At 72.7% G+C, this 20,538-nt stretch carries 16 protein-coding genes; 8 read left to right on the top strand and 8 right to left on the bottom strand.

The genetic code is table 11. The annotated features are described in order from the left end of the window. Position 1 precedes the first annotated feature (1 nt). The 3 genes from fdhD (at position 2) to ACZ7LV_RS13360 (ending at position 4,321) form a co-directional block, all read left to right on the top strand. Positions 2–850: a formate dehydrogenase accessory sulfurtransferase FdhD gene (gene fdhD / locus ACZ7LV_RS13370; protein ID WP_471938846.1), complete on the top strand. Its 849-nt coding sequence runs from the start codon at positions 2–4 to the stop codon at positions 848–850. 355 nt (positions 851–1,205) lie between these two features. Further along, positions 1,206–3,083 carry an exo-alpha-sialidase gene (locus tag ACZ7LV_RS13365; RefSeq protein ID WP_471938844.1) on the top strand — a complete coding sequence of 626 codons (1,878 nt, stop codon included), beginning with the start codon at positions 1,206–1,208 and terminating at the stop codon, positions 3,081–3,083. Positions 3,084–3,094: 11 nt separating this feature from the next. Beyond that, positions 3,095–4,321: a hypothetical protein gene (locus ACZ7LV_RS13360; RefSeq protein ID WP_471938841.1), complete on the top strand. Its 1,227-nt coding sequence runs from the start codon at positions 3,095–3,097 to the stop codon at positions 4,319–4,321. Here ACZ7LV_RS13360 and ACZ7LV_RS13355 read toward each other — a convergent pair. Then, positions 4,257–5,297: a bile acid:sodium symporter family protein gene (locus ACZ7LV_RS13355; protein WP_471938839.1), complete on the bottom strand. Its 1,041-nt coding sequence runs from the start codon at positions 5,295–5,297 to the stop codon at positions 4,257–4,259. The genes ACZ7LV_RS13360 and ACZ7LV_RS13355 overlap by 65 nt on opposite strands. A gap of 142 nt (positions 5,298–5,439) precedes the next feature. Here ACZ7LV_RS13355 and ACZ7LV_RS13350 point away from each other — a divergent pair, with 142 nt between their 5' ends. From ACZ7LV_RS13350 to ACZ7LV_RS13340, 3 genes are all read left to right on the top strand, one after another. Continuing rightward, the gene (locus tag ACZ7LV_RS13350) at positions 5,440–6,303 is read left to right on the top strand and encodes a LysR substrate-binding domain-containing protein (RefSeq protein ID WP_471938837.1); all 864 of its coding nucleotides are present in this window, start codon (positions 5,440–5,442) and stop codon (positions 6,301–6,303) included. A gap of 147 nt (positions 6,304–6,450) precedes the next feature. Beyond that, the gene (locus ACZ7LV_RS13345; RefSeq protein ID WP_471938835.1) at positions 6,451–8,277 is read left to right on the top strand and encodes an AMP-dependent synthetase/ligase; all 1,827 of its coding nucleotides are present in this window, start codon (positions 6,451–6,453) and stop codon (positions 8,275–8,277) included. Between the two features lie 97 nt (positions 8,278–8,374). Further along, positions 8,375–9,211, top strand: coding sequence for an aldo/keto reductase (locus ACZ7LV_RS13340; protein WP_471938833.1), 837 nt, complete (start codon positions 8,375–8,377; stop codon positions 9,209–9,211). Positions 9,212–9,283: 72 nt separating this feature from the next. Here the strand turns inward: ACZ7LV_RS13340 and ACZ7LV_RS13335 are convergent, their stop codons facing one another. The 4 genes from ACZ7LV_RS13335 to ACZ7LV_RS13320 all read right to left on the bottom strand — a co-directional run bounded on the left by ACZ7LV_RS13335 (position 9,284) and on the right by ACZ7LV_RS13320 (position 12,145). Continuing rightward, a complete protein-coding gene (locus ACZ7LV_RS13335; protein ID WP_471938831.1) occupies positions 9,284–9,985 on the bottom strand; it encodes an SDR family oxidoreductase in 702 nt (233 codons plus the stop codon). Positions 9,986–10,063: 78 nt separating this feature from the next. Next, positions 10,064–10,969 (bottom strand): class I SAM-dependent methyltransferase, encoded by a 906-nt coding sequence (locus ACZ7LV_RS13330; protein ID WP_471938829.1) that lies wholly within the window; start codon positions 10,967–10,969, stop codon positions 10,064–10,066. 119 nt (positions 10,970–11,088) lie between these two features. Continuing rightward, positions 11,089–11,832, bottom strand: coding sequence for a class I SAM-dependent methyltransferase (locus ACZ7LV_RS13325; protein ID WP_471939211.1), 744 nt, complete (start codon positions 11,830–11,832; stop codon positions 11,089–11,091). A 7-nt stretch (positions 11,833–11,839) separates the two neighbouring features. Next, a complete protein-coding gene (locus tag ACZ7LV_RS13320; RefSeq protein ID WP_471938827.1) occupies positions 11,840–12,145 on the bottom strand; it encodes a 4a-hydroxytetrahydrobiopterin dehydratase in 306 nt (101 codons plus the stop codon). Between the two features lie 143 nt (positions 12,146–12,288). Between ACZ7LV_RS13320 and ACZ7LV_RS13315 the strand changes: the two genes are divergently transcribed. Then, a complete protein-coding gene (locus ACZ7LV_RS13315; protein ID WP_471938826.1) occupies positions 12,289–13,119 on the top strand; it encodes a helix-turn-helix domain-containing protein in 831 nt (276 codons plus the stop codon). Here ACZ7LV_RS13315 and ACZ7LV_RS13310 read toward each other — a convergent pair. Continuing rightward, positions 13,101–13,526, bottom strand: a complete 426-nt coding sequence (locus ACZ7LV_RS13310) for a hypothetical protein (protein WP_471938823.1) — start codon at positions 13,524–13,526, stop codon at positions 13,101–13,103. The two genes, ACZ7LV_RS13315 and ACZ7LV_RS13310, sit on opposite strands and share 19 nt — an antisense overlap. 234 nt (positions 13,527–13,760) lie before the next feature. Here ACZ7LV_RS13310 and ACZ7LV_RS13305 point away from each other — a divergent pair, with 234 nt between their 5' ends. Then, entirely contained in the window at positions 13,761–14,627 is an 867-nt protein-coding gene (locus ACZ7LV_RS13305; protein WP_471938821.1) for a helix-turn-helix domain-containing protein, read from the top strand. A gap of 61 nt (positions 14,628–14,688) precedes the next feature. Here the strand turns inward: ACZ7LV_RS13305 and ACZ7LV_RS13300 are convergent, their stop codons facing one another. Continuing rightward, positions 14,689–17,166, bottom strand: coding sequence for a PP2C family protein-serine/threonine phosphatase (locus ACZ7LV_RS13300; protein ID WP_471938819.1), 2,478 nt, complete (start codon positions 17,164–17,166; stop codon positions 14,689–14,691). 91 nt (positions 17,167–17,257) lie between these two features. Then, positions 17,258–20,538, bottom strand: a 3,281-nt coding sequence (locus ACZ7LV_RS13295; RefSeq protein ID WP_471938817.1) for a response regulator, incomplete at its 5' end; no start/stop codon positions are given.

The raw sequence follows: 20,538 nt of genomic DNA, 5'->3' as shown, positions 1-20,538 counted from the left end.
CATGGGACGAGTCACGGAACGACGCAAGGTGATCCGCATCCGGGACGGGGCGGTCTCCACCCGCCCCGACACACTCGTCGCCGAGGAACCACTGGAGATCCGCCTGAACGGCAAACCGCTCGCGATCACCATGCGCACCCCCGGCGACGACTTCGCGCTCGCGGCCGGGTTCCTCGTCAGCGAGGGCGTACTCGGCGAGCGGAGCGACCTGCGGAACATCGTCTACTGCGCGGGCGCCACCGTGGACGGCTCGAACACGTACAACGTGGTGGACGTGCAGACGGCGCCCGGGGTGGCGATCCCCGACATCACGCTCGAACGCAACGTCTACACGACCTCGTCCTGCGGGCTGTGCGGGAAGGCCAGCCTGGACGCGGTGCGGACCACGGCCCGCTGGCCCATCGCCGACACTCCCCCGGTCCGCGTCGAGCCCGAGCTGCTCGCGGACCTCCCCGACCGGCTGCGCGCCGCCCAGCGGGTCTTCGACCGGACCGGGGGTCTGCACGCCGCGGCGCTGTTCGACGAGGCGGGCGAGCTGCTCGACGTCCGGGAGGACGTGGGCCGGCACAACGCGGTCGACAAGCTGGTCGGCCGCGCCCTGCAGAACGGCGGCCTGCCGCTGTCCCGCACGATCCTGCTGGTCTCGGGCCGGGCCTCCTTCGAGCTGGCGCAGAAGGCCGTGATGGCGGGCATCCCGCTGCTGGCGGCGGTCTCGGCGCCCTCGTCGCTGGCGGTGGACCTGGCCCAGGAGACCGGGCTGACCCTGGTGGGCTTTCTGCGGGGCAGCTCCATGAACGTGTACGCGGGCGAGGACCGCATCGCTCTGCGGACCGCGGCCGCACAGGGCTGACGGCACCCCGCGACACGGCGGCGGGGCCCCGAACGGCGGGGAGCGCCCCCTGCGCCGCAGGGGTCCCGCCTCAGCCATGAATCCGACGTAGTGCGCAATTCCTCGGATTTCCTCACGAACTGATTTATCGTTGGGAACTCCAACGAACTCAGGAGGCCCGATCCGACCCGCCGCGCCCCGCGGCCGATGCGGCGTACCCTTCCGCCGCACCTGCTGACACTCCATCAGGTCACCTGACCGCCACCCCCGTTGCCCCGACCCCGCTGGTTGCGGTGTGTCGCTGCGGCAACTACCGTCTGTGGCGCATAGGTTGGACGTGGGATGTCCAGATGTTCTGACAAATGAAGGGTCATTCATGCCGTCTCGACTCCGCTCACGTCTGAGAGTCACCCTCACCGCGGGCGCCGTCCTGACGGCTGCCGCCGCCCTCCCGGGCCCCGCCCACGCCCAACCCGCCGCGGCCGCACCGCTCTTCGACGAGCAGGTCCTCTTCAAGGCCTCGCAGGACCCGGGTTACGCCTGCTTCCGGATTCCGGCGGTCGTCCGGACCACCAAGGGCACCCTGCTCGCGTTCGCCGAGGGACGGGTCCTCAACTGCGGGGACGCGACGGACATCGACATCGTGCTGAAGCGCTCCACCGACGGCGGCCGCACCTGGGGGCCGTTGCAGGTCGTCAACGACGGCGGCGGTGACACGCACGGCAACCCCACCCCGGTGGTGGACCGGGAGACGGGCCGGATCCTGCTGGCGCAGACGTACAACACGGGCCGTCCCGACAGCGAGCACTGCGACGTCCCCTGCGACCGTGTCCCCCATCTGCAGCACAGCGACGACGACGGCGCCACCTGGTCCAGCCCGCGCGACCTCGGCCCGCAGATCCTGCCCGCGCACTGGAACTCCTGGTACGCCACCGGCCCCGTGCACGGCATCCAGCTCACCCAGGGCGCCCACGCCGGACGGCTGGTCTTCGGCGTCAACACCGAGACCTGGGACGGCAACCGGGTCACCGCGAACCACGCCGCGCTCGTCCTCAGCGACGACGGCGGCACCACCTGGCGGATCGGCGCCACCGACTCCTGGCCGCTGTCCGCCGACGGCACCTTCGGCCAGAAGCCCTCCGAGATCACCATGACCGAGCGCTCCGACGGCACGATCCTGGTCAGCGGCCGGGAACAGGAGGGCACGGAACTCGGCCATCGCTCCCAGGTGGTCAGCGGCGACGGCGGCCAGACCTTCAAGGGCCGCTTCGCGTCCCTCCCCGACCTCTACGCCCCCCAGGTCCAGGGCGCCACCCTGCGCCTCGGCGACCGGCTCCTGCTGGCCTGCCCGGGCGACCCCGACCGCCGCCGGACCATGATGATCCGCTCCTCCTACGACGACGGCGAGACCTGGGACAGCGTGGACCGCGGCACGGTCGTCTCCCGCGACTGGGCCGGCTACTCCGATCTGGTGGACGTCTCGGGCACCACCGTCGGCCTGATGTACGAGGCCGGCACGGTCGACGCCCGCGACGAGATCCGCTTCGCCCGCTTCAACGAGGAGTGGCTCACGCCGCGCCGCGGCGCCGACCCGACCACCGACGACCGCGCCCTGCTCGCCCCCGGGGCGAGCGTCCTCGGCGGCGCCTCGACCACCGCCGGCGTGCTGAACAACGCGGTCGCCTTCGACGGCGCCGACGATGCCGTGCGGCTGCCGTACCGCGAGGAACTGCCGCTCGGCGACGGGGACTTCACCGCCTCCCTGTGGTTCCGCTACACGGCCACCACGGGCGAGCAGCCGCTGTTGTGGATGGGCGGGGTGGGCACGAGCCAGCCACAGGTCTGGCTGCGCGCCGAGCCGGCGAGCAACCGGGTGCGCGGGCTGATCACCACCAGGGAGGGGGTGCGGACCGTCAACTCGGCCGCCGTGTCCACGAACGGGGCGTACAACGACGGCAAGTGGCACCACCTCGCGCTGCGTCGCGGCGGTGGTCAACTGACCCTGTTCATCGACGGCACCGCGATCAGCACCGAGGACGTGCCCGGTTCGGTGAGCCGCAACTCGCCCTTCGGGGTGCACATCGGCCAGCGCATGGACAGCCGGGCCTTCTTCACGGGCGCGCTCGACGAGGTCCGCGTCTGGGACACGGACCTGTCCGACGAGGAGATCGAGCGGCTCCGCACCACCCACACCGGGCCCTGGTTCGGCAACATCCTGTGGCTGCCCATGGACCAGGTGACCGCCGCCCGATAACGTCGCGGAGCGTGCCCGACCGACGACGAGCACGACAGCGCACGGGAACCTGGGCCGCACTGCTGCTGGCCCTGGGCCTCGCGACCGTGCTGCTCACCGCCCTCCCGGACGGCGACCAGGAGGGCGGCCGCGCGTGCACGGGCCGAACGGTCGCCTCGTGGTCGGCGGACGCCGCGCTCACCGGCGAGTTCGCGCGTTACGGCGACGACGCCGGCCGCACCGACGACTGGACCGGCGGTGACGGCACCCACTCGCTGAAGCTGCCCGACGGCCGGGTGCTGTGGCTGTTCTCCGACACCTTCCTCGGCCCCGTGCACCCCCCGCCGAACCCGTCCGGCGAGTCGTACGCCTGGCGCGAGACCACCGCGCCGATGGTGCGCAACTCGGCGGTGGTGATGTCGGGGGGCCGGCTGGCGAGGACGCTCCCCGCGCCCCTCTTCCCCGAACCGGCGGGCGGGCAGTGGCGATGGCCCGTCGCCGCCCGGGTCGAGCCCCGCTCCCCCGGCGCGACGGAGCGGGTCGTGCGGGTGCTGCTGTGGACCCGCGCGGCCGGTGGGGCGCCGTGGATCTACGGGGTGCCGCTCGCCACCGAGGTCGCCACCCTGTCCCTGCCGGACCTGCGGGTCGAGTCCGTCACCACGGTGTCCGACCAGCGGACGGTGCCGGACCCGTCCCGCCGGGTGCTGTTCGGCACGACGCTGGTGGCACGGGACGGCTGGAGCTACGTCTTCGGCGGCGACGACCGGCAGGCCGTGTCCCGCCCCGTGTCGTCGGCGTACGTGGCGCGGGTGCCGGACGGCGGGCTCGGGGACCCGGCGGCCTGGGAGTACTGGAACGGCTCCGAGTGGGTCACCGGGACCCGTCCGGCCCCGGTGCTCGGCGACGGCCGGCGCGTCGGGGTGGGCAGCGCGTTCTCGGTGGTGCGGGACGGGGACACCTACGTGCTGTTCACCATGGCGGCGGGCGCGGCCGGCCTCGGCACGGTGACGGCGTACTGGGCCTGCTCCCCCACCGGGCCCTGGCACGGGCCGACGGGCGGCTTCAGCCCGCCCCTGCCGTCCGGCGGGGTCGCCGCGTACAACCCGCAGGCGCACCCCGACCTCGGCGGCCAGGGGCGGCTCGTGCTCAGCTACGACGTCAACTGGCTGGAGACGACCGGCGCGGCGGCGGCGATCAGCGGGAACGTGAGCCTGTACCGACCACGGTTCGTGACGCTGCGGCTGAAGCCGGTGCCGTGAGCGGTTCACGCGGGTCGTGGGAGCGGCGCTTGGCGATCACCGCGCACACCATCAGCTGCATCTGGTGGAAGAGCATCAGCGGCAGCACGGCGAGCGCGGCCTGCGCGCCGAACAGCACGCTCGCCATGGGCAGCCCGGACGCCAGCGACTTCTTCGACCCGGCGAACTGGATGGCGATGCGGTCCGCCCGGCCGAAGCCGAGGGCCTTGGAGCCGTACCAGGTCAGGGCGAGCATCACCGCCAGGAGCACCGCCTCCACGCCCAGCAGCCCGGCCAGCCGGGCGGGGCTGACCTGGTGCCAGACGCCGTGGACCATGCCCTCGCTGAACGCGGTGTACACGACGAGGAGGATCGAGCCGCGGTCCACGTGGCCGAGGCCCTTGCGGTGGCGGGCGACGAAGCCGCCGATCCAGCGCCGCAGCAGCTGCCCGGCGAGGAACGGCACCAGCAGCTGGAACACGATCTTGATGATCGCGTCGGCCTGGAACCCGCCCGTACCGCCGCCCAGCAGCGACGCCGCGAGCAGCGGCGTGATCACGATGCCCGCGAGCGAGGAGAAGGAGCCGGCGCAGATCGCGGCGGGCACGTTGCCCCGGGCGATCGAGGTGAACGCGATCGAGGACTGGATGGTCGACGGGACCAGCGTGAGGAAGAGCAGTCCGGTCCACAGGGAGTGCGTGAGGAACACCGGGACCAGACCGCGCGCGGCCAGCCCGAGCAGCGGGAACACCACGAAGGTGCAGGCCAGGACGGTGACATGGAGCCGCCAGTGCTTCAGCCCGTCCAGGGCCTCGCGGGTGGACAGCCGAGCGCCGTAGAGGAAGAAGAGGAAGGCGATCGCCGCGGTGGCGGCGCCGGAGGCCACGTCGGCGCCCGCACCCCGGGCCGGGAGGAGTGCCGCGAGTCCCACCGTCCCGAGCAACAGCAGGACGTACGGGTCGATCGGCATCCAGGACGGCCAACGCAGGCGTTTCACGGTGCTCCACTTAGCTCTTGACTCAGGACCTGTAGGGGTCACGGGTCCCCGCTCCATGGTCCTCCCTCACCTGCCGATCGTGAATCCGGCATACCACTCTGACTGTCATCACGTATCGCGATGACCGCGTTACGATGGCTCCGTGTACGACCCCTCCCACCTGCGCACCTTCCTGGCCGTCGCCCAGACGCTCAGCTTCACCCAGGCCGGGCGCCGGCTCGGGCTGCGCCAGTCCACGGTGAGCCAGCACGTGCGTCGGCTGGAGGACGCGACCGGACGGCAGCTCTTCAGCCGGGACACGCACTCCGTGGAGCTGACGGAGGACGGCGAGGCGATGCTCGGCTTCGCGCGCCGGATCCTGGAGGTGCACGAGCACGCCACGGCGTTCTTCACGGGTACCCGGCTGCGCGGCCGGCTGCGCTTCGGCGCCTCGGAGGACTTCGTGCTCACCCGGCTCCCGGAGATCCTGGAGGGCTTCCGGCACGATCACCCCGAGGTCGACCTGGAGCTGACCGTGGAGCTCTCGGGCACCCTGCACGAGCAGTTGTCCGCGGGGAAGCTGGACCTGGTCCTCGCCAAGCGGCGACCGGAGGACCCGCGCGGTGAGCTGGTGTGGCGCGACCGCCTGGTGTGGATCGGCGCGGAACGCCTGCGTCTGGACCCGGAACGGCCGGTCCCCCTGATCGTCTATCCCCCGCCGGGCATCACCCGCGCCCTCGCCCTGGAGGCCTTGCAGCGCCAGGGCCGCGCGTGGCGCGTCGCCTGCACCAGCGGCAGCCTGAACGGACTGATCGCCGCCGCCCGCGCGGGCCTCGGCGTGATGGCCCACTCCCAGGGCTTCGTCCCGCCGGGCCTGGTCCGCGTCCCGGACCGTCTCGGCCTGCCCGAACTCGGCAAGGTCGACTTCGTCCTGGTGCACGGCCGTCGCCGCGCCGTCTCCCAGGGCCCGGCGGACGCCCTGGCGGCGGCCGTCCTGGCGGCGGGCGAGCGGCTGCACAGGCGCTGAGGCCCGGCACGGTAAGTGGCTCGTACAGATTCCGTGGAGATTACGCTGCCGGAACTTACTCCACCGTCAGGAATCGGGGGCCGTGGGGTAGCTTTCACGGCCTGTGCGGGCGTCACAGGGAACCGTCACAGAGAGCGGGGAGCGGGTTTGCGCGAGTTCACCAATCCTCCGTTGGCGCTGGCGCCCCCCGTGGGCGGCCTGGCCGACGTCGTCTTCGAGTACGCCGAGCACGATCCGCTGCACATCGCGCTCGGCCGCAAGGACGACGCCGGACGCTGGCGGGACGTGACGTCGGCCGAGTTCCGCGACGAGGTCCTGGCCCTGGCCAAGGGCCTGCTCGCCGAGGGCATACGGTTCGGCGACCGGGTCGCCATCATGTCCCGCACCCGCTACGAGTGGACGCTGTTCGACTTCGCGCTGTGGACGATCGGGGCGCAGGTGGTGCCGGTCTATCCGACGTCGTCGGCGGAGCAGTGCTACTGGATGCTGTACGACGCCGAGGTCACGGCCGCGATCGTGGAGCACGAGGACCACGCGATGACCATCGCCACCGTCATCGACCGGCTGCCGAGGCTGCGCCGGCTGTGGCAGCTCGACTCGGGCGCCGTCCACGAGCTGTACGACGTGGGCGCGCACCTGGACGACGAGGTGGTGCACCGGCATCGCAAGGCGGTCACCCCGGACTCGGTCGCCACCATCATCTACACCTCCGGCACCACGGGCCGCCCCAAGGGCTGTGTCATCTCGCACGGCAACTTCATGTACGAGGCGGACACCGTCATCGAGCGCTGGGAGCCGGTGTTCCACTCCCGGCGCGGCGACGAGGCGGCCACCCTGCTCTTCCTGCCGCTCGCGCACGTGTTCGGCAGGATGGTGGAGGTGGCCGCGATCCGCGGCCGGGTCCGCTTCGGCCACCAGCCGCAGCTCAACGCGGCCGCCCTGCTGCCGGACCTGGCCGCCTTCCGGCCGACGTTCTTCCTGGCGGTGCCGTACATCTTCGAGAAGGTGTTCAACGCGGCGCGCCGCAAGGCGGAGCGGGAGGGCAAGGCGGGGCCCTTCGAGAAGGCCGTCGACGTCGCCGTGCGCTACGCGGACGCGGTCGAGGAGAAGGCGTGGGGCATCGGGCCCGGACCGTCGGCGGGGCTGCGCATGCAGCACCAGCTGTTCGACAAGCTCGTCTACGCCAAGGTCCGTGCCGCGATGGGCGGCCGGGTGCGGCACGCCATGTCCGGCGGCTCGGCGATGGACCGGCGGCTCGGTCTGTTCTTCGCGGGCGCGGGCGTGCAGATCTACGAGGGGTACGGCCTGACCGAGTCCACCGCGGCCGCCACCGCCAATCCGCCCGAGCGCACCCGCTACGGCACGGTCGGGCAGCCCGTCCCGGGCGTCACCGTGCACATCGCCGACGACGGCGAGGTCTGGCTGCGCGGCCCCACGCTGTTCCAGGGCTACCTCAACAATCCCAAGGCCACCGACGAGACCCTGCATGACGGCTGGCTGGCCACCGGCGACCTGGGCGCCCTCGACGAGGACGGCTTCCTCACGATCACCGGCCGCAAGAAGGAGATCCTCGTGACCTCCGGCGGCAAGAGCGTGGCCCCGGGCCTGCTGGAGGAGCGGGTCCGAGACCATCCCCTGGTCGCCCAGTGCATCCTCGTCGGAAACGACCGCCCCTTCGTGGCCGCCCTGGTCACTCTCGACCAGGAGGCCGTCGAGCACTGGCTCCAGATGCGCAACAAGCCCCGGCTCACCCCGGCCGAGCTGGTGCGCGACCCGGATCTGGAGATGGAGGTCCGCCGGGCCGTGGTCGCCGCGAACACGCTCGTCTCGCAGGCGGAGTCGATCCGCACCTTCCGGATCCTGGCGCAGCCCTTCACCGAGGAGCACGGGCTGCTCACGCCCTCGCTGAAGCTGAAGCGCCGGGCGATCGAGAAGGCGTACGCCAAGGAGGTCGAGGCGCTGTACGGCACCTGAGGCGGCTTCCGGTCATTTTCGCGTCAGGAATGCATCCCGGGCCGTGATCGTTGACGATGTCAGTACCACCTGACGACAACCGAAGGATCGAGAGCTCGTGAGCAGCAAGGTCCCCCCGATCATCCTCAACAACGGCGTCGAGATGCCCCAGCTGGGCTTCGGCGTCTGGCAGGTGCCGGACGACGAGGCGGAGCGCGCGGTCGCCACGGCGCTGGAGACCGGGTACCGCAGCATCGACACAGCGGCGATCTACGGCAACGAAGAGGGCACCGGACGGGCCATCGGCGCCTCCGGCGTCCCTCGCGAGGAGCTTTTCGTCACGACCAAGCTCTGGAACGGCGACCAGGGGTACGAGGCCACCCTGCGCGCCTTCGACGTCTCCCTCGAAAAGCTCGGCCTCGACTACGTGGATCTCTACCTGATCCACTGGCCTCTTCCCGCCAAGGGCCTGTTCGTCGACACGTACAAGGCGTTCGAGAAGCTGCAGTCCGACGGCCGGATCAAGGCGATCGGCGTCTCCAACTTCCTGCCGGAGCACCTGGAGCGGCTGATCGCCGAGACGTCGGTCGTCCCCGCCGTCAACCAGATCGAGCTGCACCCGCATCTCCAGCAGCACGCCGCCCGGGAGTTCCACGCGGAGCGGGGCATCGCCACCGAGGCCTGGTCCCCGCTGGGGTCGGGCCGAGGCCTGCTGGAGGTCCCGGCGATCGTGGCCATCGCCCAGAAGCACAACCGCACGCCCGCCCAGGTCGTGCTGCGCTGGCACCTCCAGCTGGGCAACGTGGTGATCCCGAAGTCCGTGACGCCGTCGCGGATCGCGGAGAACATCGAGGTCTTCGACTTCAGCCTGGACACCGAGGACGTGGCGGCGATCAGCGCGCTGAACGAGGACCGCCGGCTGGGCCCGGACCCGGCCACGTTCGACGCGGGCTGACCGGGATCGTTTCCGCGGCCACGGCGAGGCGCCCCGGAACCGTCGAGGTTCCGGGGCGCCTCGCCGTGCGGATCAGTTCGGCTGCCCGAGGGGCCGCACGACGACCGTGTTGACGTCGACGCCCTCGGGCTGCCGGATCGCCCAGACGACGGAGTCGGCGATCTGGCCGGCGGTCAGCAGACGCCCCGGCGGCAGGCTCCCGTACTCGTCCCAGAACGGCGTCTCCACCCGTCCCGGAGCGATCAGCGTGACCCCGACCCCCCAGGCGGTGACCTGCCGCCGGGTGTTCTCGGCGAGGGCGGTCACCGCCGCCTTGGTCGCCCCGTAGAGGTTGCCCGGCGTCGGCACGAACCCGGCGACGCTGCCGACGAGCACGATCCTCCCCTGCGTCCGCCTCAGCGCGTCGACGCAGGCACGGATCAGCAGCGCCGGTCCGAGCACGTTGGTCAGCACCATCTCGGCCCAGCCGGACGGGTCGCCCTCGGCCACCGTGTCATGGGTGGCGAACCCGGCGTTGGCCACCACGGTGTCCAGCCGCCCGAACTCCTTGAGTGTCGCCTCGACCGCGGCCCGCACGTCCTCGTGGTCGGCGGCGTTCCCGGCGAGGGTCAACAGCTCCTCGGGGCGCCCGAGTTCCTCGGCGAAGGCGCGCAGCCGCTCCTCCCCCCGCCCCGTCACGGCCACCCGGTGCCCGGCGTCCAGCAGACGCCGCGCCACCGCTGCGCCTATGCCACTGCCGCCACCCGTGATGAGCGCGACCTGGGACTCCTTCATGACGTACCCCCTGTCGTTCCCGATGCGTGCCGGGAGTCCATCACCTGGAGCGCGCTCCAGGTCAAGGGGTCCTGGGCGCTACAGGGGCCTGCTCGCCGCGTGCACCGTCTGCGCCGTCAGCAGGAAGAAGTCGGGCCGGTGGTGGACGCTCGCCTTGTCGTCGGGGTCGAGGAGGCGGTCGAGGGTGGCGAGGTCGGTGGCGTCCAGGCGCTCGGCTACCGCCTCACGGGTACGGGTGAGGGTGGCGGCGACGTAGCCGCGGGCCCGGTCGGTCGCCGGTGCGGGCAGGTCGAGCAGGAAGCTGCGGCTGCGGAGGTGTGTCAGACCCGCGGCGGTCAGCAGGGCCGGCCAGTCCTCCGTCTCCTCGACCGTGCCGGGCAGTGCCGCGCGCATGTCGTTGAACCACTCCTCCTCGATCGCGTTCAGCCGGGCCTGGAGCCCGGGGCGGCCGATCCCGATGTCGCGCGGCAGGAACCGCGTCGGCAGGCCGCCCTCCACGATCGCCAGCGTCCCGCCGGGCGCCAGCCGCCCCGCGAAGGCGGCCAGGGCGGCCCGCTGGTCGCCGATGTGGTGCAGGCTGCGGCTCGCCCACAGCAGATCGGCGGGGTAGTCCAGGTCGTCCAGTACGCCGGGCAGCTCACCGGCCAGGGTCCCGAACCGGTCGGCGAAGCCCAGACGCGCGGCGCGCTCGCCGGCCCGGGCGAGCAGCGGTTCGGAGCCGTCGACGGCGACGATGCGGGCACCCGGGAAGGTCTCGGCGAGCAGGCCGGAGACGACGCCGGGGCCGCTGCCGGCGTCGACGACCAGGCCCGGGGCGGTCTGCTGCTTCGCCAGCCAGGCGAGCGCCCGTTCGTACAGGGGCGAGAACAGCTCCGCGCCCTCCTCCAGGTGCGGGGCCATCTCGGACCAGTCGACCTCGGCGTGGTCGTGGTGGTGACCGTGCCGCTGCTCGTGCCGGTGTGCGGTGTGGTGGTCGTGCGCCATGGGGGTCAGCCTCTCCTCCGGATGCCGCCAGGGTGCGACGACGGCCCCGCGAAGCGCAAGGTCCGTTGCCGAAGCGGCAAAGGATCACGGCGGCCGGCCGGCTCCGCGTGCCCGCCCGCTCACCCGGCCTTGCGGAAGGCACGCAGGGTGAACCACGGGTCGGGGCGGGGGCGGTCCTGGTCGGGCAGCGCGGCGAGGCGGGCGGCGTAGACCTCGGCGAGCGGGTGGCCGGGCGGGAGCGTCACGAACCAGCCGCGGTGCAGGTCGGCGATGGTACGGCGGGGACTGCGGCCCTGGCCCCGGCCCGGGAAGCGGGTCAGTCCCGCGGGCAGCAGCCCCTGCTCGGCGGCGTACGACGCGACGGCCCGCGAGGTGTCGAGGAAGAGGGTGCGGGGGCGGGAGGCGAGAACGGCATCGATGTCACTGCCCACGTTGTGGGCGGCCGCCTTGTCCACCGTGGTCACATAGACCCCGCCCGGCCTCAGCACCCGGGCGGACTCGGCCACGGCCGCCCGGATGTGCTCGGGCCGCCGCAGCAGATGCAGCAACCACACACTGGCGACGGCGTCGAACTCCCCGCTGCGGAAGGGCAGTCGGCGGCAGTCGGCGAGCACGACGGTGCCGGGCAGGCGGCTCGCGGCGCGCCGGGCCATCGCGTACGTCAGGTCGGCGCCCGTCACGCGCAGTCCGGCCCGGGAGGCGGCGAGCCGCCGGGTCACTATGCCGGTGCCGCACGCCACGTCCAGCAGGCTGCGCGCCCTGTCCGGCACGAGACGCAGCACGCCCTCCGCGGCGGCGGCCGCCCTGGGTTCGCCGCCGCGGGAGACGTCGTAGCCCTCGGCCTCCTCGGTGTAGTCCAGCACCGTGCGCTCAGCGGGCACCGTGCGCCGGGGCGAGGGCCTCCACCCGCTCCGCGAGCCCGAAGTCCAGCGCGGTGACCTTGCCGCCCACGCTGTGCGTGGTCACCGTGAGGTCGACGGAGTGGTAGCCGAGGGTCAGGTCGGAGTGGTGGTCGAGCTCCTCCTGGACCTGCGCGATGTGCACGACCAGGGCCGCCGCGGCGAAGTGCGAGGCGAGCCGGTAGGAGCGGGTGAGCCGGTCGCCGTCGAGCGACCAGCCGGGCAGTGCTTCCAGCCGGTCCTCGATCTCCTCGCGCGACAGCGCTTCGACGGGCATGAGCGGTCTCCCTCCATGGACGTCGCGTACCCCTTCAGCGTGCCACAGGCGGGCGGTCCCGCCCCTGGTCGGCGCGGCCGGCGGGAGGCGGGAGGCGGGAGGCGGGAGCGCGCCGCAACGTCCGCTCGACTACCGTCTTGCGTATGACCCTTCCCCCCTCCGCGCACGGCACGTCCCCGGTCGTCCCCGCCGGCCGGGGCGTCGGCCCGCTGCTGCGGGCCTGGCGGGAGCGGCGACGGGTCAGCCAGCTCGAACTGGCGCTGCGCGCGGGCTCCTCGGCACGGCACATCAGCTTCGTCGAGACGGGCCGCTCGCGCCCCAGCGAGGAGATGGTGCTGAAGCTGGCGGAACACCTGGACGTGCCCGTACGGGAGCGCAACGCGCTGCTGCTGGCGGCCGGTTACGCGCCCCGCTATCCGCAGACCCCGCTGGACGACCCGGCGCTGGAGGCCCTGCGAGAGGGCATGGAACGGCTGATCCAGGGCTACGAGCCGTACCCGGCGCTGGTGGTGGACGCGACGTACGACGTGCTGGCCGCCAACCGGGGCGTCACCATGCTGCTGGAGGGCCTGCCGGAGTCCCTGCTCGCCATGCCGCCGAACGTGATGCGGCTGACGCTGCACCCCCAGGGTCTGGCACCGCGGATCCGCAACTTCCCCGAATGGCGCGGACATCTGCTCGCCCAGATGGAGCGGCAGCTCGCGCTCCACCGCTCGGCGGCGCTGCGCGAGCTGTACGACGAGGTGACCGCCTATCCGGCCCCCGACCCGGCACCGGTCGCCGAACCGGCCGGGCCCGTGCCCTACTTCGCGCTGCCCCTGCGGATCGAGCACGAGGGCAGGGTGCTGTCGTTCGTCTCGTCGATCTCGACGTTCAACACGCCCCTGGACGTGACGGTCGCCGAGCTGGCCATCGAGACGCTGCTCCCGGCCGACCCGGCGACGGTCAAGTACCTTCACTCGACTATGCCCTGACGTGCCCTCAGCGCGGCGAACTGGAGTCCCGCGAACGCGGCCACCACGAGAGCCTGGAGCACGCCCCACACCGCGCCCGCCGTGCTGGGCGTGAGCCACAGCGCGAGGGCGAGGAGGCTGACCGCCGCCCAGGCCAGGTTGATGTCGATCACCACCCGTACGGGCAGCGCCGCGGGACGGGGCCGCAGCGCGAGCAGTGCGACACCGCCCGCGTAGACCACGAGCACCGCGCCGAGGACGGCCAACAGCCCGGGGTCCACGCCGAGGAGCCGCCCGAGCGGCCCGGAGGCGGCCAGGTAGGCGACGCCGTTGGCCCCGGTCACCACCGCGTCCAGGGCGAGGAAGCGGCGGAGGGCGGCTTGCGGTCCGGTGGTGCGGGCGAGAGCGGCGAGCTGGGTCGCGGACATGGCGGATCACCCTCCGTCGAGGTCGAGTCGGGCCGTGAACCGGGTGCCGGGCCGGAGTGCGCCGGTCCGGCACCCGGTACGACCACGATGGCGCGCGCGGACGGCCGGGTCGATTGCCCCGGACGTCATGCCGCGCCCGTGGTTGTGGCGCGGGACGCACGACCGCGCCCGTGTGCGCCCAAGCGGAACATGACAGACTGCACGCGTGCTTTCGGCGCGTAGGGGAGGCGTGGCGTGAGTGAGCGGCGGGCCGCGCCCACCGTGGGCCAGGTGGTGCTGGGGAAACGGCTGCAGGAGTTGCGTGAGGCGGCCGGGCTCCGGCGCGAGGAGGCCGCCCTGGTGCTGCGGGTGGCCCCGGCGACGGTGCGGCGGATGGAGACGGCCGAGGTCGCGCTCCGGATCCCCTACCTCCAGATCCTGCTGCCGGCCTACGGCATCCCCGAGGACGAGGTGGCGGCGTTCGTCGCGCTCGCCGAGGAGGCGAACCGGCCCGGCTGGTGGCAGCGGTTCAGCGACGTGCTGCCCGACTGGTTCAGCCTGTTCGTCAGTCTGGAGGGCGCCGCCCGGCTGATCCGCTCCTACGAGCCGCACTTCGTGCCCGGACTGCTCCAGACCGAGGACTACGCCCGTGCCGTGCTCCAGGCCGGGACGATAGGGCAGTCCGGCGGTGAGGAGACCATCGAACGGCACGTCTCGCTGCGCATGGCGCGACAGGAGCTGCTGCGCGGGTCCGACCCTCCGCACCTGTGGGTGGTCATGGACGAGACGGTCCTGCGCCGCCCGGTGAGCACCCGCCGCGAGGTCATGGGCGAGCAGCTCGACCGGCTGCTGGAGGCCGCCGAGAGCGACCGGATCACCCTTCAGATCGCCGAGTTCGCCCGAGGCCCGCACCCGGGCACCTACGCGCCCTTCTCGCTGTTCCGCTTCGGCGAACCGGAACTGCCGGACATGGTCTTCACCGAGTACCTGAGCGGCGCGCTGTACCTCGACTCCCGCGGCGAGGTCTCAGCCCATCTGGAGGTGCTGGACCACATGAGCACGCACGCCGCGTCGGCGCAGCGTACCGAGGAGCTGCTGCGGGAGTGCCGCGGCGACCTGTGACGGCCGCCGTGGGCCTCGCTGGTGCCGCGTCGCGACGGGGCGAACTTTGGCGGACGCGGCACTAGTCGACGCGGACACCCACCAGGCACGTGTCGTCGTCCGTGTCCGACCTGCTGTACGTCAGGAGCCGGTCGAGTTGCTGGTCCAGGGTCCTCGGCGCCGTGCGGGCCGTCGTGAGCAGGTGGGTCAGCGACTCCTCCACGGAGCGGTCCCGGCGTTCGACCAGGCCGTCGGTGTACATCAGCAGCGTGTCCTCGGCCGCGAGCTGCACCTCGGCCTCCTCGTACGCCGCCTCCGGAACGGCGCCCAGCAGGATGCCCTTGACCAGCGGCAGCGGCGTGGCCTCCGTGTCGCGCACCAGCACGGGCGGCAGATGACCCGCCCTTGCCCAGCGCAGGGTCCGCCGCTCCGGGTCGTACAGGGCGCACACCGCGGTCGCGGTGACCGAGCCGGTGAGGTGGTGCGCCACGATGTTGAGCCAGGACAGCAGCTGCCCCGGTCCGGCGCCGGTGACCGCGAGGCCCCGCAGCGCGTTGCGCAGCACGACCATGCTCGTCGCGGCCTCTATGCCGTGACCGGCCACGTCTCCCACGCACAGCAGCACGCGCCGCGAGGGCAGCACCACGGCGTCGTACCAGTCGCCGCCCACCAGTTGCTCGGTCTCCGCCGGGCGGTAGCGCACCGCGATCTCCAGGCCGGGCATCTGCAGCGGGGCCTGTTCCGGGGGCATGATGGCGTGCTGCAACTGGAGCGTGAGCCGGTTGCGTTCGGCGGCCTGCTGCTCGGTGTGGGCGAGCTGGTCACGGGTGGCCGCCAGCGCCACCTCCGTCCAGTGCTGGGCCGAGATGTCCTGGCATGCCCCGCGCAGCACGAACAGCCGGCCGTCGGTGTCGAGCACCGGCTCGGCGACGATCCGGATGTGCCGGTTGACCCCGTCGGGCCGTTGCAGCCGGAAGGCGGCGGTGGCGGGCCGCCGGTGGTGCAGCAGCGTGCGCAGGAACCGGCCGATGGCCACCGCGTCGTCCGGGTGGGCGTGGGCGGGGAGGTCCTCCAACGGCACCGGCGGGGTGGTGAGGGAGCGGCCGTACAGGTCGAACATCTGGCTGTTCCAGGTGATCTGGCCGGTCAGCAGGTTCTCCTCGAAGCCGCCGATGCGGCCGAGCCGCTGGGCGTGCTGGAGCAGGCTCGCCAGCCGTGCCGTCTCGTCCTCGATCCGCCAGATCAGCAGCACGCTGCCCGCGTGCCGGCTGATGCTGATGTCCGCCACCGCCGACAGCGGCACCTGGTCCACCAGCGCGGTCAGATGCATGCGCCGCGCGCGGAACGGCTCGCCGGTGGCGTAGACCCGCTCGATGCGCTGGAACAGTTCGCTGTCCCCGGCCGTCATCGGGTACGCCTCCAGCAGCAGCGCGCCGCTCACCACCGCGCGGGGCCGGCCCGCGGGGTCGAGGAAGCGGGTGTTGACGTGCTGGATGCGGAAGTCGACCAGCTGCCCGGAGTCGTCGACCTGCGGCACGAGGACCAGGGCCGGGTCGTACAACCCGTCGGCGAGGTCGGAGAGTTCCGCGGCGTCGGGAAGGATCCGCGGCTCCTGGGCCGCCTCGGGGTGCGGCGGGTAGGTCTCCAGGGTGTGCGCGCACAGCTCCGCGAGGGCCTCGACCTGGCGGACCACCTGGGGCGGCTGCGGCTCCAGCGGCCCCGGCCAGGCGATCTCCAGGACGCCGTGGATGCGCCCTCCGGTGCCCGCCGGCACGGCCACCCGGCCGCCCTCGGGGTACGGGTGCCGCCCGATCGTGGGCAGTCCGGCCCCCGCCGGCGAGGTGAACCACTGGCCGCTGCGCTCGACGAGCCCTCGGCGCGCCACCGTCGCCACGTCCGGCGGTACGTAGCGCCAGCGGGCGGCCTCCGCCGGGGAGAAGCCGGCGCTGCCCGCCAGCGTCAGGGAGCCGTCGGCGCCCGCGGCCCACACCGCCACGGCGACCGCGCCCAGCGGGCGCAGCGCGTGCTCCAGCAGCGAGTCGGCGACGGCCTGCGCGTCGGAGGCGGCGAGCGCCCCGCTCTCGGCGGCGCGCAACCGTACGGCGGCCGTGTCGCGTTCCACCGGGCCGGCGCCGTTGGCGGCCGCGAGGAAGGCGTCCGTGACCTCCGACATCCGGTCGCGGGCGGCCTGGTTGATGACCTCGACGGCGAACTCCAGCGGCGTCACCCGGGCCTGCTCGGTGAGTTCGGCGAGCTGCCGGGCGGCCTGCGCCGGGCCGCATCCGAGCCGCTCGACCAGGATGCCCTTGGCGAGCTCGACCAGGGCCCGGCCCTCCGCCTCGGCCTGCGCCGCGCGCACCTCGCGCCGCAGCCGCTCGACGGTGGCGGCCAGCCTGCCGACGGGGGAGGTCGCGGGGTCGTCGTCCCCGGCGGCACCGGCCGGTGCCGGGCCCGCCGGCGGCGCGGCGCCGGAGGCGGCCGTCCGGGACGGCGGCTCGGCGCCCGGCGTCCCGAGGGACCGGTCGGTGGGCTGGTCGGAAGGCTGGTCGGGCGTGCTCACGATGTGCGTGCTCCTCGGCGGGCGGCCCCTGGGGCGCGGACGGACTGGCCGGGCCCGCCCCCACGGGCCGCGGGGGCGGGCTGCGGCGCGCTCAGGGGGCCAGCCAGCGCCGTACGCAGGTGATCAGGTCATGGGTGTCGACGGGCTTGGTGACGTAGTCGCTCGCCCCCGACGCCAGGGACTTCTCCCGGTCGCCGGGCATCGCCTTGGCGGTGACGGCGATGATGGGCAGGTCCGCGTACCGGGGCATCCTGCGGATCTCGGCGGTGGCCGTGTATCCGTCCATCTCCGGCATCATCACGTCCATCAGCACCAGGGACACGTCCGGGTTGTCCACGAGCGTCTCGATGCCCTTGCGGCCGTCCTCCGCGTGCAGCACCCGGAAGCCGTGCAGCTCCAGGATGCCGCTGAGCGCGAAGAGGTTGCGCGCGTCGTCGTCGACGACCAGCACGGTGCGGCCGGCGAAGGAGCGGTCGACGACGGGCGAGGCGAGGTTCTGCGGCTCCTCCGCCCGCACCAGGGTCAGGACGTCCCCGGGCTCCTCGGCGGACAGGTGCAGTGCGATGCGCTCGCGCAGTTCGTCGAGGCTGGAGAGGAACTCCAGCGCCCCGTCGTCCGCGTGGGAGCGCAACGCCCAGGCCCGCGCCACGTCCGGACGGTGGCTGCTGTGCACCAGTACGGGCACGTCGGCGAGGGCCGAGTCGCCCTGGAGCGCCTCCAGGAACCGGGTGGCCTCGTCGTCCGGCATGTCCAGGTCGAGGACGACGCAGTGGCAGGGTTCCGCGGCCAGCGCCCCGGCCGCCTCCTGCGCGCCGACGGCGGTGATCAGGTCCACGTCGGGCCGCGGCACCGCCTCGTCCGCGCCGTGCCGGACCACGTCCGCGACGACGCTCTCGGCGACCAGGGTCAGCAGGCCCCGGGGCCGCTCCTCCACGACGAGCAGCCGGCGTCGGCGCGGTCCCCGCCCGGCAACGCCCGGACGGGGAGCGGTCTCCGGGGTGTCGAGGGAGGTGGTCGCCGCGGGCAGTTCCGCCGGCTTCTCCGGGAACCGGCCGGCCAGCGCCTCGAAGTCGGGCCGGGTCACCGGCAAATACAGGGTGAAGGTGCTGCCCCGGCCGGGCGTGCTGTCGACGGAGACCGCGCCGCCGAGCAGGTGGGCGATCTCCCTCGTGATGGACAGGCCGAGGCCGGTGCCGCCGTACTTGCGGCTGGTGGTGCCGTCCGCCTGCTGGAAGGCGCCGAAGATGGACTCCAGTTGCTGCTCCTGGATCCCGATCCCGGTGTCCTTCACGCGGAACGCGACCACGGCGCCGCCCTTGACGACCCCCTCGGGCACCTCCTCGTCCGCGGCCGGCTGGATGAGCAGCTCCACGCCGCCCTGCTCGGTGAACTTCACCGCGTTGGAGAGCAGGTTGCGCAGCACCTGACGCAGGCGGGAGTCGTCGGTCAGCAGGTCGCCGGGCGCACCCGGCGAGGTGGTGACCGTGAACTCCAGGCCCTTCTGCGTCGTCATGGGCCGGAAGGTGGCCTCGACGTACTCGATGAGCTGGCGCAGCGACACCCGCTCCGGGGCGACGTCCATCTTCCCGGCCTCGACCTTGGACAGATCGAGGATGTCGTTGATCAGCTGGAGCAGGTCGGAGCCTGCGGAGTGGATGATGCCCGCGTACTCGACCTGCTTCTGGGTGAGGTTGCGCGAGGGGTTCTGGGCGAGCAACTGGGCGAGGATGAGCAGGCTGTTGAGCGGGGTGCGCAGCTCGTGGCTCATGTTCGCGAGGAACTCCGACTTGTATTTCGAGGCCAGCGCCAGCTGCTGCGCCCGCGCCTCCAGTTCCTGCCGGGCCTGCTCGATCTGGAGGTTCTTCGCCTCGATGTCGCGGTTCTGGGTCGCCAGCAGCGAGGCCTTGTCCTCCAGTTCGGCGTTGGAGCGCTGCAGCTCCTCCTGCTGCGCCTGCAACTCCGCCGAGCGGACCTGGAGTTCGGCCGTCAGTCGCTGCGACTCACCGAGCAGCTCGTCGGTACGGGCGTTGGCCACGATCGTGTTGACGTTGACGCCGATGGTTTCGCGCAACTGTTCCAGCAGGTCCTGGTGGATCGGGGTGAAGGACGTGACGGAGGCCAGCTCGATGACGCCGAGGACCTGGTCCTCGAAGAGGATCGGCAGCAGGAGCAGGGCGCTCGGCACGGTCCGGCCGAGGCCGGAGGAGATGGTCACGTAGTCCGGCGGCAGCTGATCGACCGAGATCGTGCGGCGGCTGCGGGCGGCCTGGCCGACCAGGGAGCGGCCGAAGGGGATGCGGTCGGGCCGCGTGTCGTCCTCGGGGCGGCCGTAGGAGCCGACGAGCCGCAGCTCGGGGCCCTGCGCGCGGTCCTCGGCGAGGTAGAAGGCGCCGTACTGGGCGGAGACCAGCGGCACCAGCTCGTCCATGATCAGTTCGGCCACGACGGGCAGGTCGCGGTGGCCCTGCATGAGGCCGGCGATCCGCGCCAGGTTGGTCTTGAGCCAGTCCTGCTCCTGGTTGGCCATGGTCGTCTCGCGCAGGGACTCCACCATGGAGTTGATGTTGTCCTTGAGCTCGGCGACCTCGCCGGAGGCCTCCACGGTGATGGACCGGGTCAGGTCGCCCTCGGCGACGGCGCTGGCCACCTCGGCGATCGCACGGACCTGCCGGGTCAGGTTGCCGGCCAGCTCGTTGACGTTCTCGGTCAGCCGCTTCCAGGTGCCGGAGACGCCCTCCACCTCGGCCTGGCCGCCGAGGCGCCCCTCGGTGCCCACCTCACGGGCCACCCGGGTGACCTCGTCGGCGAACGCGGAGAGCTGGTCGACCATCGTGTTGATGGTCGTCTTCAGCTCCAGGATCTCGCCGCGCGCGTCGACGTCGATCTTCTTGGACAGGTCGCCCCTGGCCACCGCGGTCGTGACCAGGGCGATGTTGCGGACCTGGCCGGTGAGGTTGTTGGCCATCGAGTTGACGTTGTCGGTGAGGTCCTTCCAGGTGCCCGCCACGTTCGGCACCTGGGCCTGGCCGCCGAGGCGCCCCTCGGTGCCCACCTCACGGGCCACCCGGGTGACCTCGTCGGCGAACGCGGACAGCGTGTCGACCATCGTGTTGATGACGTCCGCGAGGGCGGCGACCTCGCCCTTGGCCTCGACGGTGATCTTCTGCGACAGGTCGCCGCGCGCGACCGCCGTGGCGACCTGGGCGATGGAGCGGACCTGGCTCGTCAGCTTCGAGGCCATCACGTTGACGTTGTCGGTGAGGTCCTTCCAGGTGCCCGAGACGCCCCGCACGTGTGCCTGGCCGCCGAGGCTTCCCTCGGTGCCCACCTCACGGGCCACCCGGGTGACCTCGTCGGCGAACGCGGAGAGCT

Source organism: Streptomyces sp. NPDC107562 (assembly GCF_055657325.1).
This window is presented reverse-complemented; position numbering and strand designations above follow the sequence as displayed.

What these genes read in the sequence shown, in the direction of transcription:
- ACZ7LV_RS13365 (WP_471938844.1), top strand. Translation starts at nt 1,206, where the DNA reads ATGCCGTCTCGACTCCGCTCACGTCTGAGAGTCACCCTCACCGCGGGC.
- ACZ7LV_RS13320 (WP_471938827.1), bottom strand. Translation starts at nt 12,145, where the DNA reads ATGCCCGTCGAAGCGCTGTCGCGCGAGGAGATCGAGGACCGGCTGGAA.
- ACZ7LV_RS13330 (WP_471938829.1), bottom strand. Translation starts at nt 10,969, where the DNA reads ATGGCGCACGACCACCACACCGCACACCGGCACGAGCAGCGGCACGGT.
- ACZ7LV_RS13310 (WP_471938823.1), bottom strand. Translation starts at nt 13,526, where the DNA reads ATGTCCGCGACCCAGCTCGCCGCTCTCGCCCGCACCACCGGACCGCAA.
- ACZ7LV_RS13335 (WP_471938831.1), bottom strand. Translation starts at nt 9,985, where the DNA reads ATGAAGGAGTCCCAGGTCGCGCTCATCACGGGTGGCGGCAGTGGCATA.
- fdhD (WP_471938846.1), top strand. Translation starts at nt 2, where the DNA reads ATGGGACGAGTCACGGAACGACGCAAGGTGATCCGCATCCGGGACGGG.
- ACZ7LV_RS13315 (WP_471938826.1), top strand. Translation starts at nt 12,289, where the DNA reads ATGACCCTTCCCCCCTCCGCGCACGGCACGTCCCCGGTCGTCCCCGCC.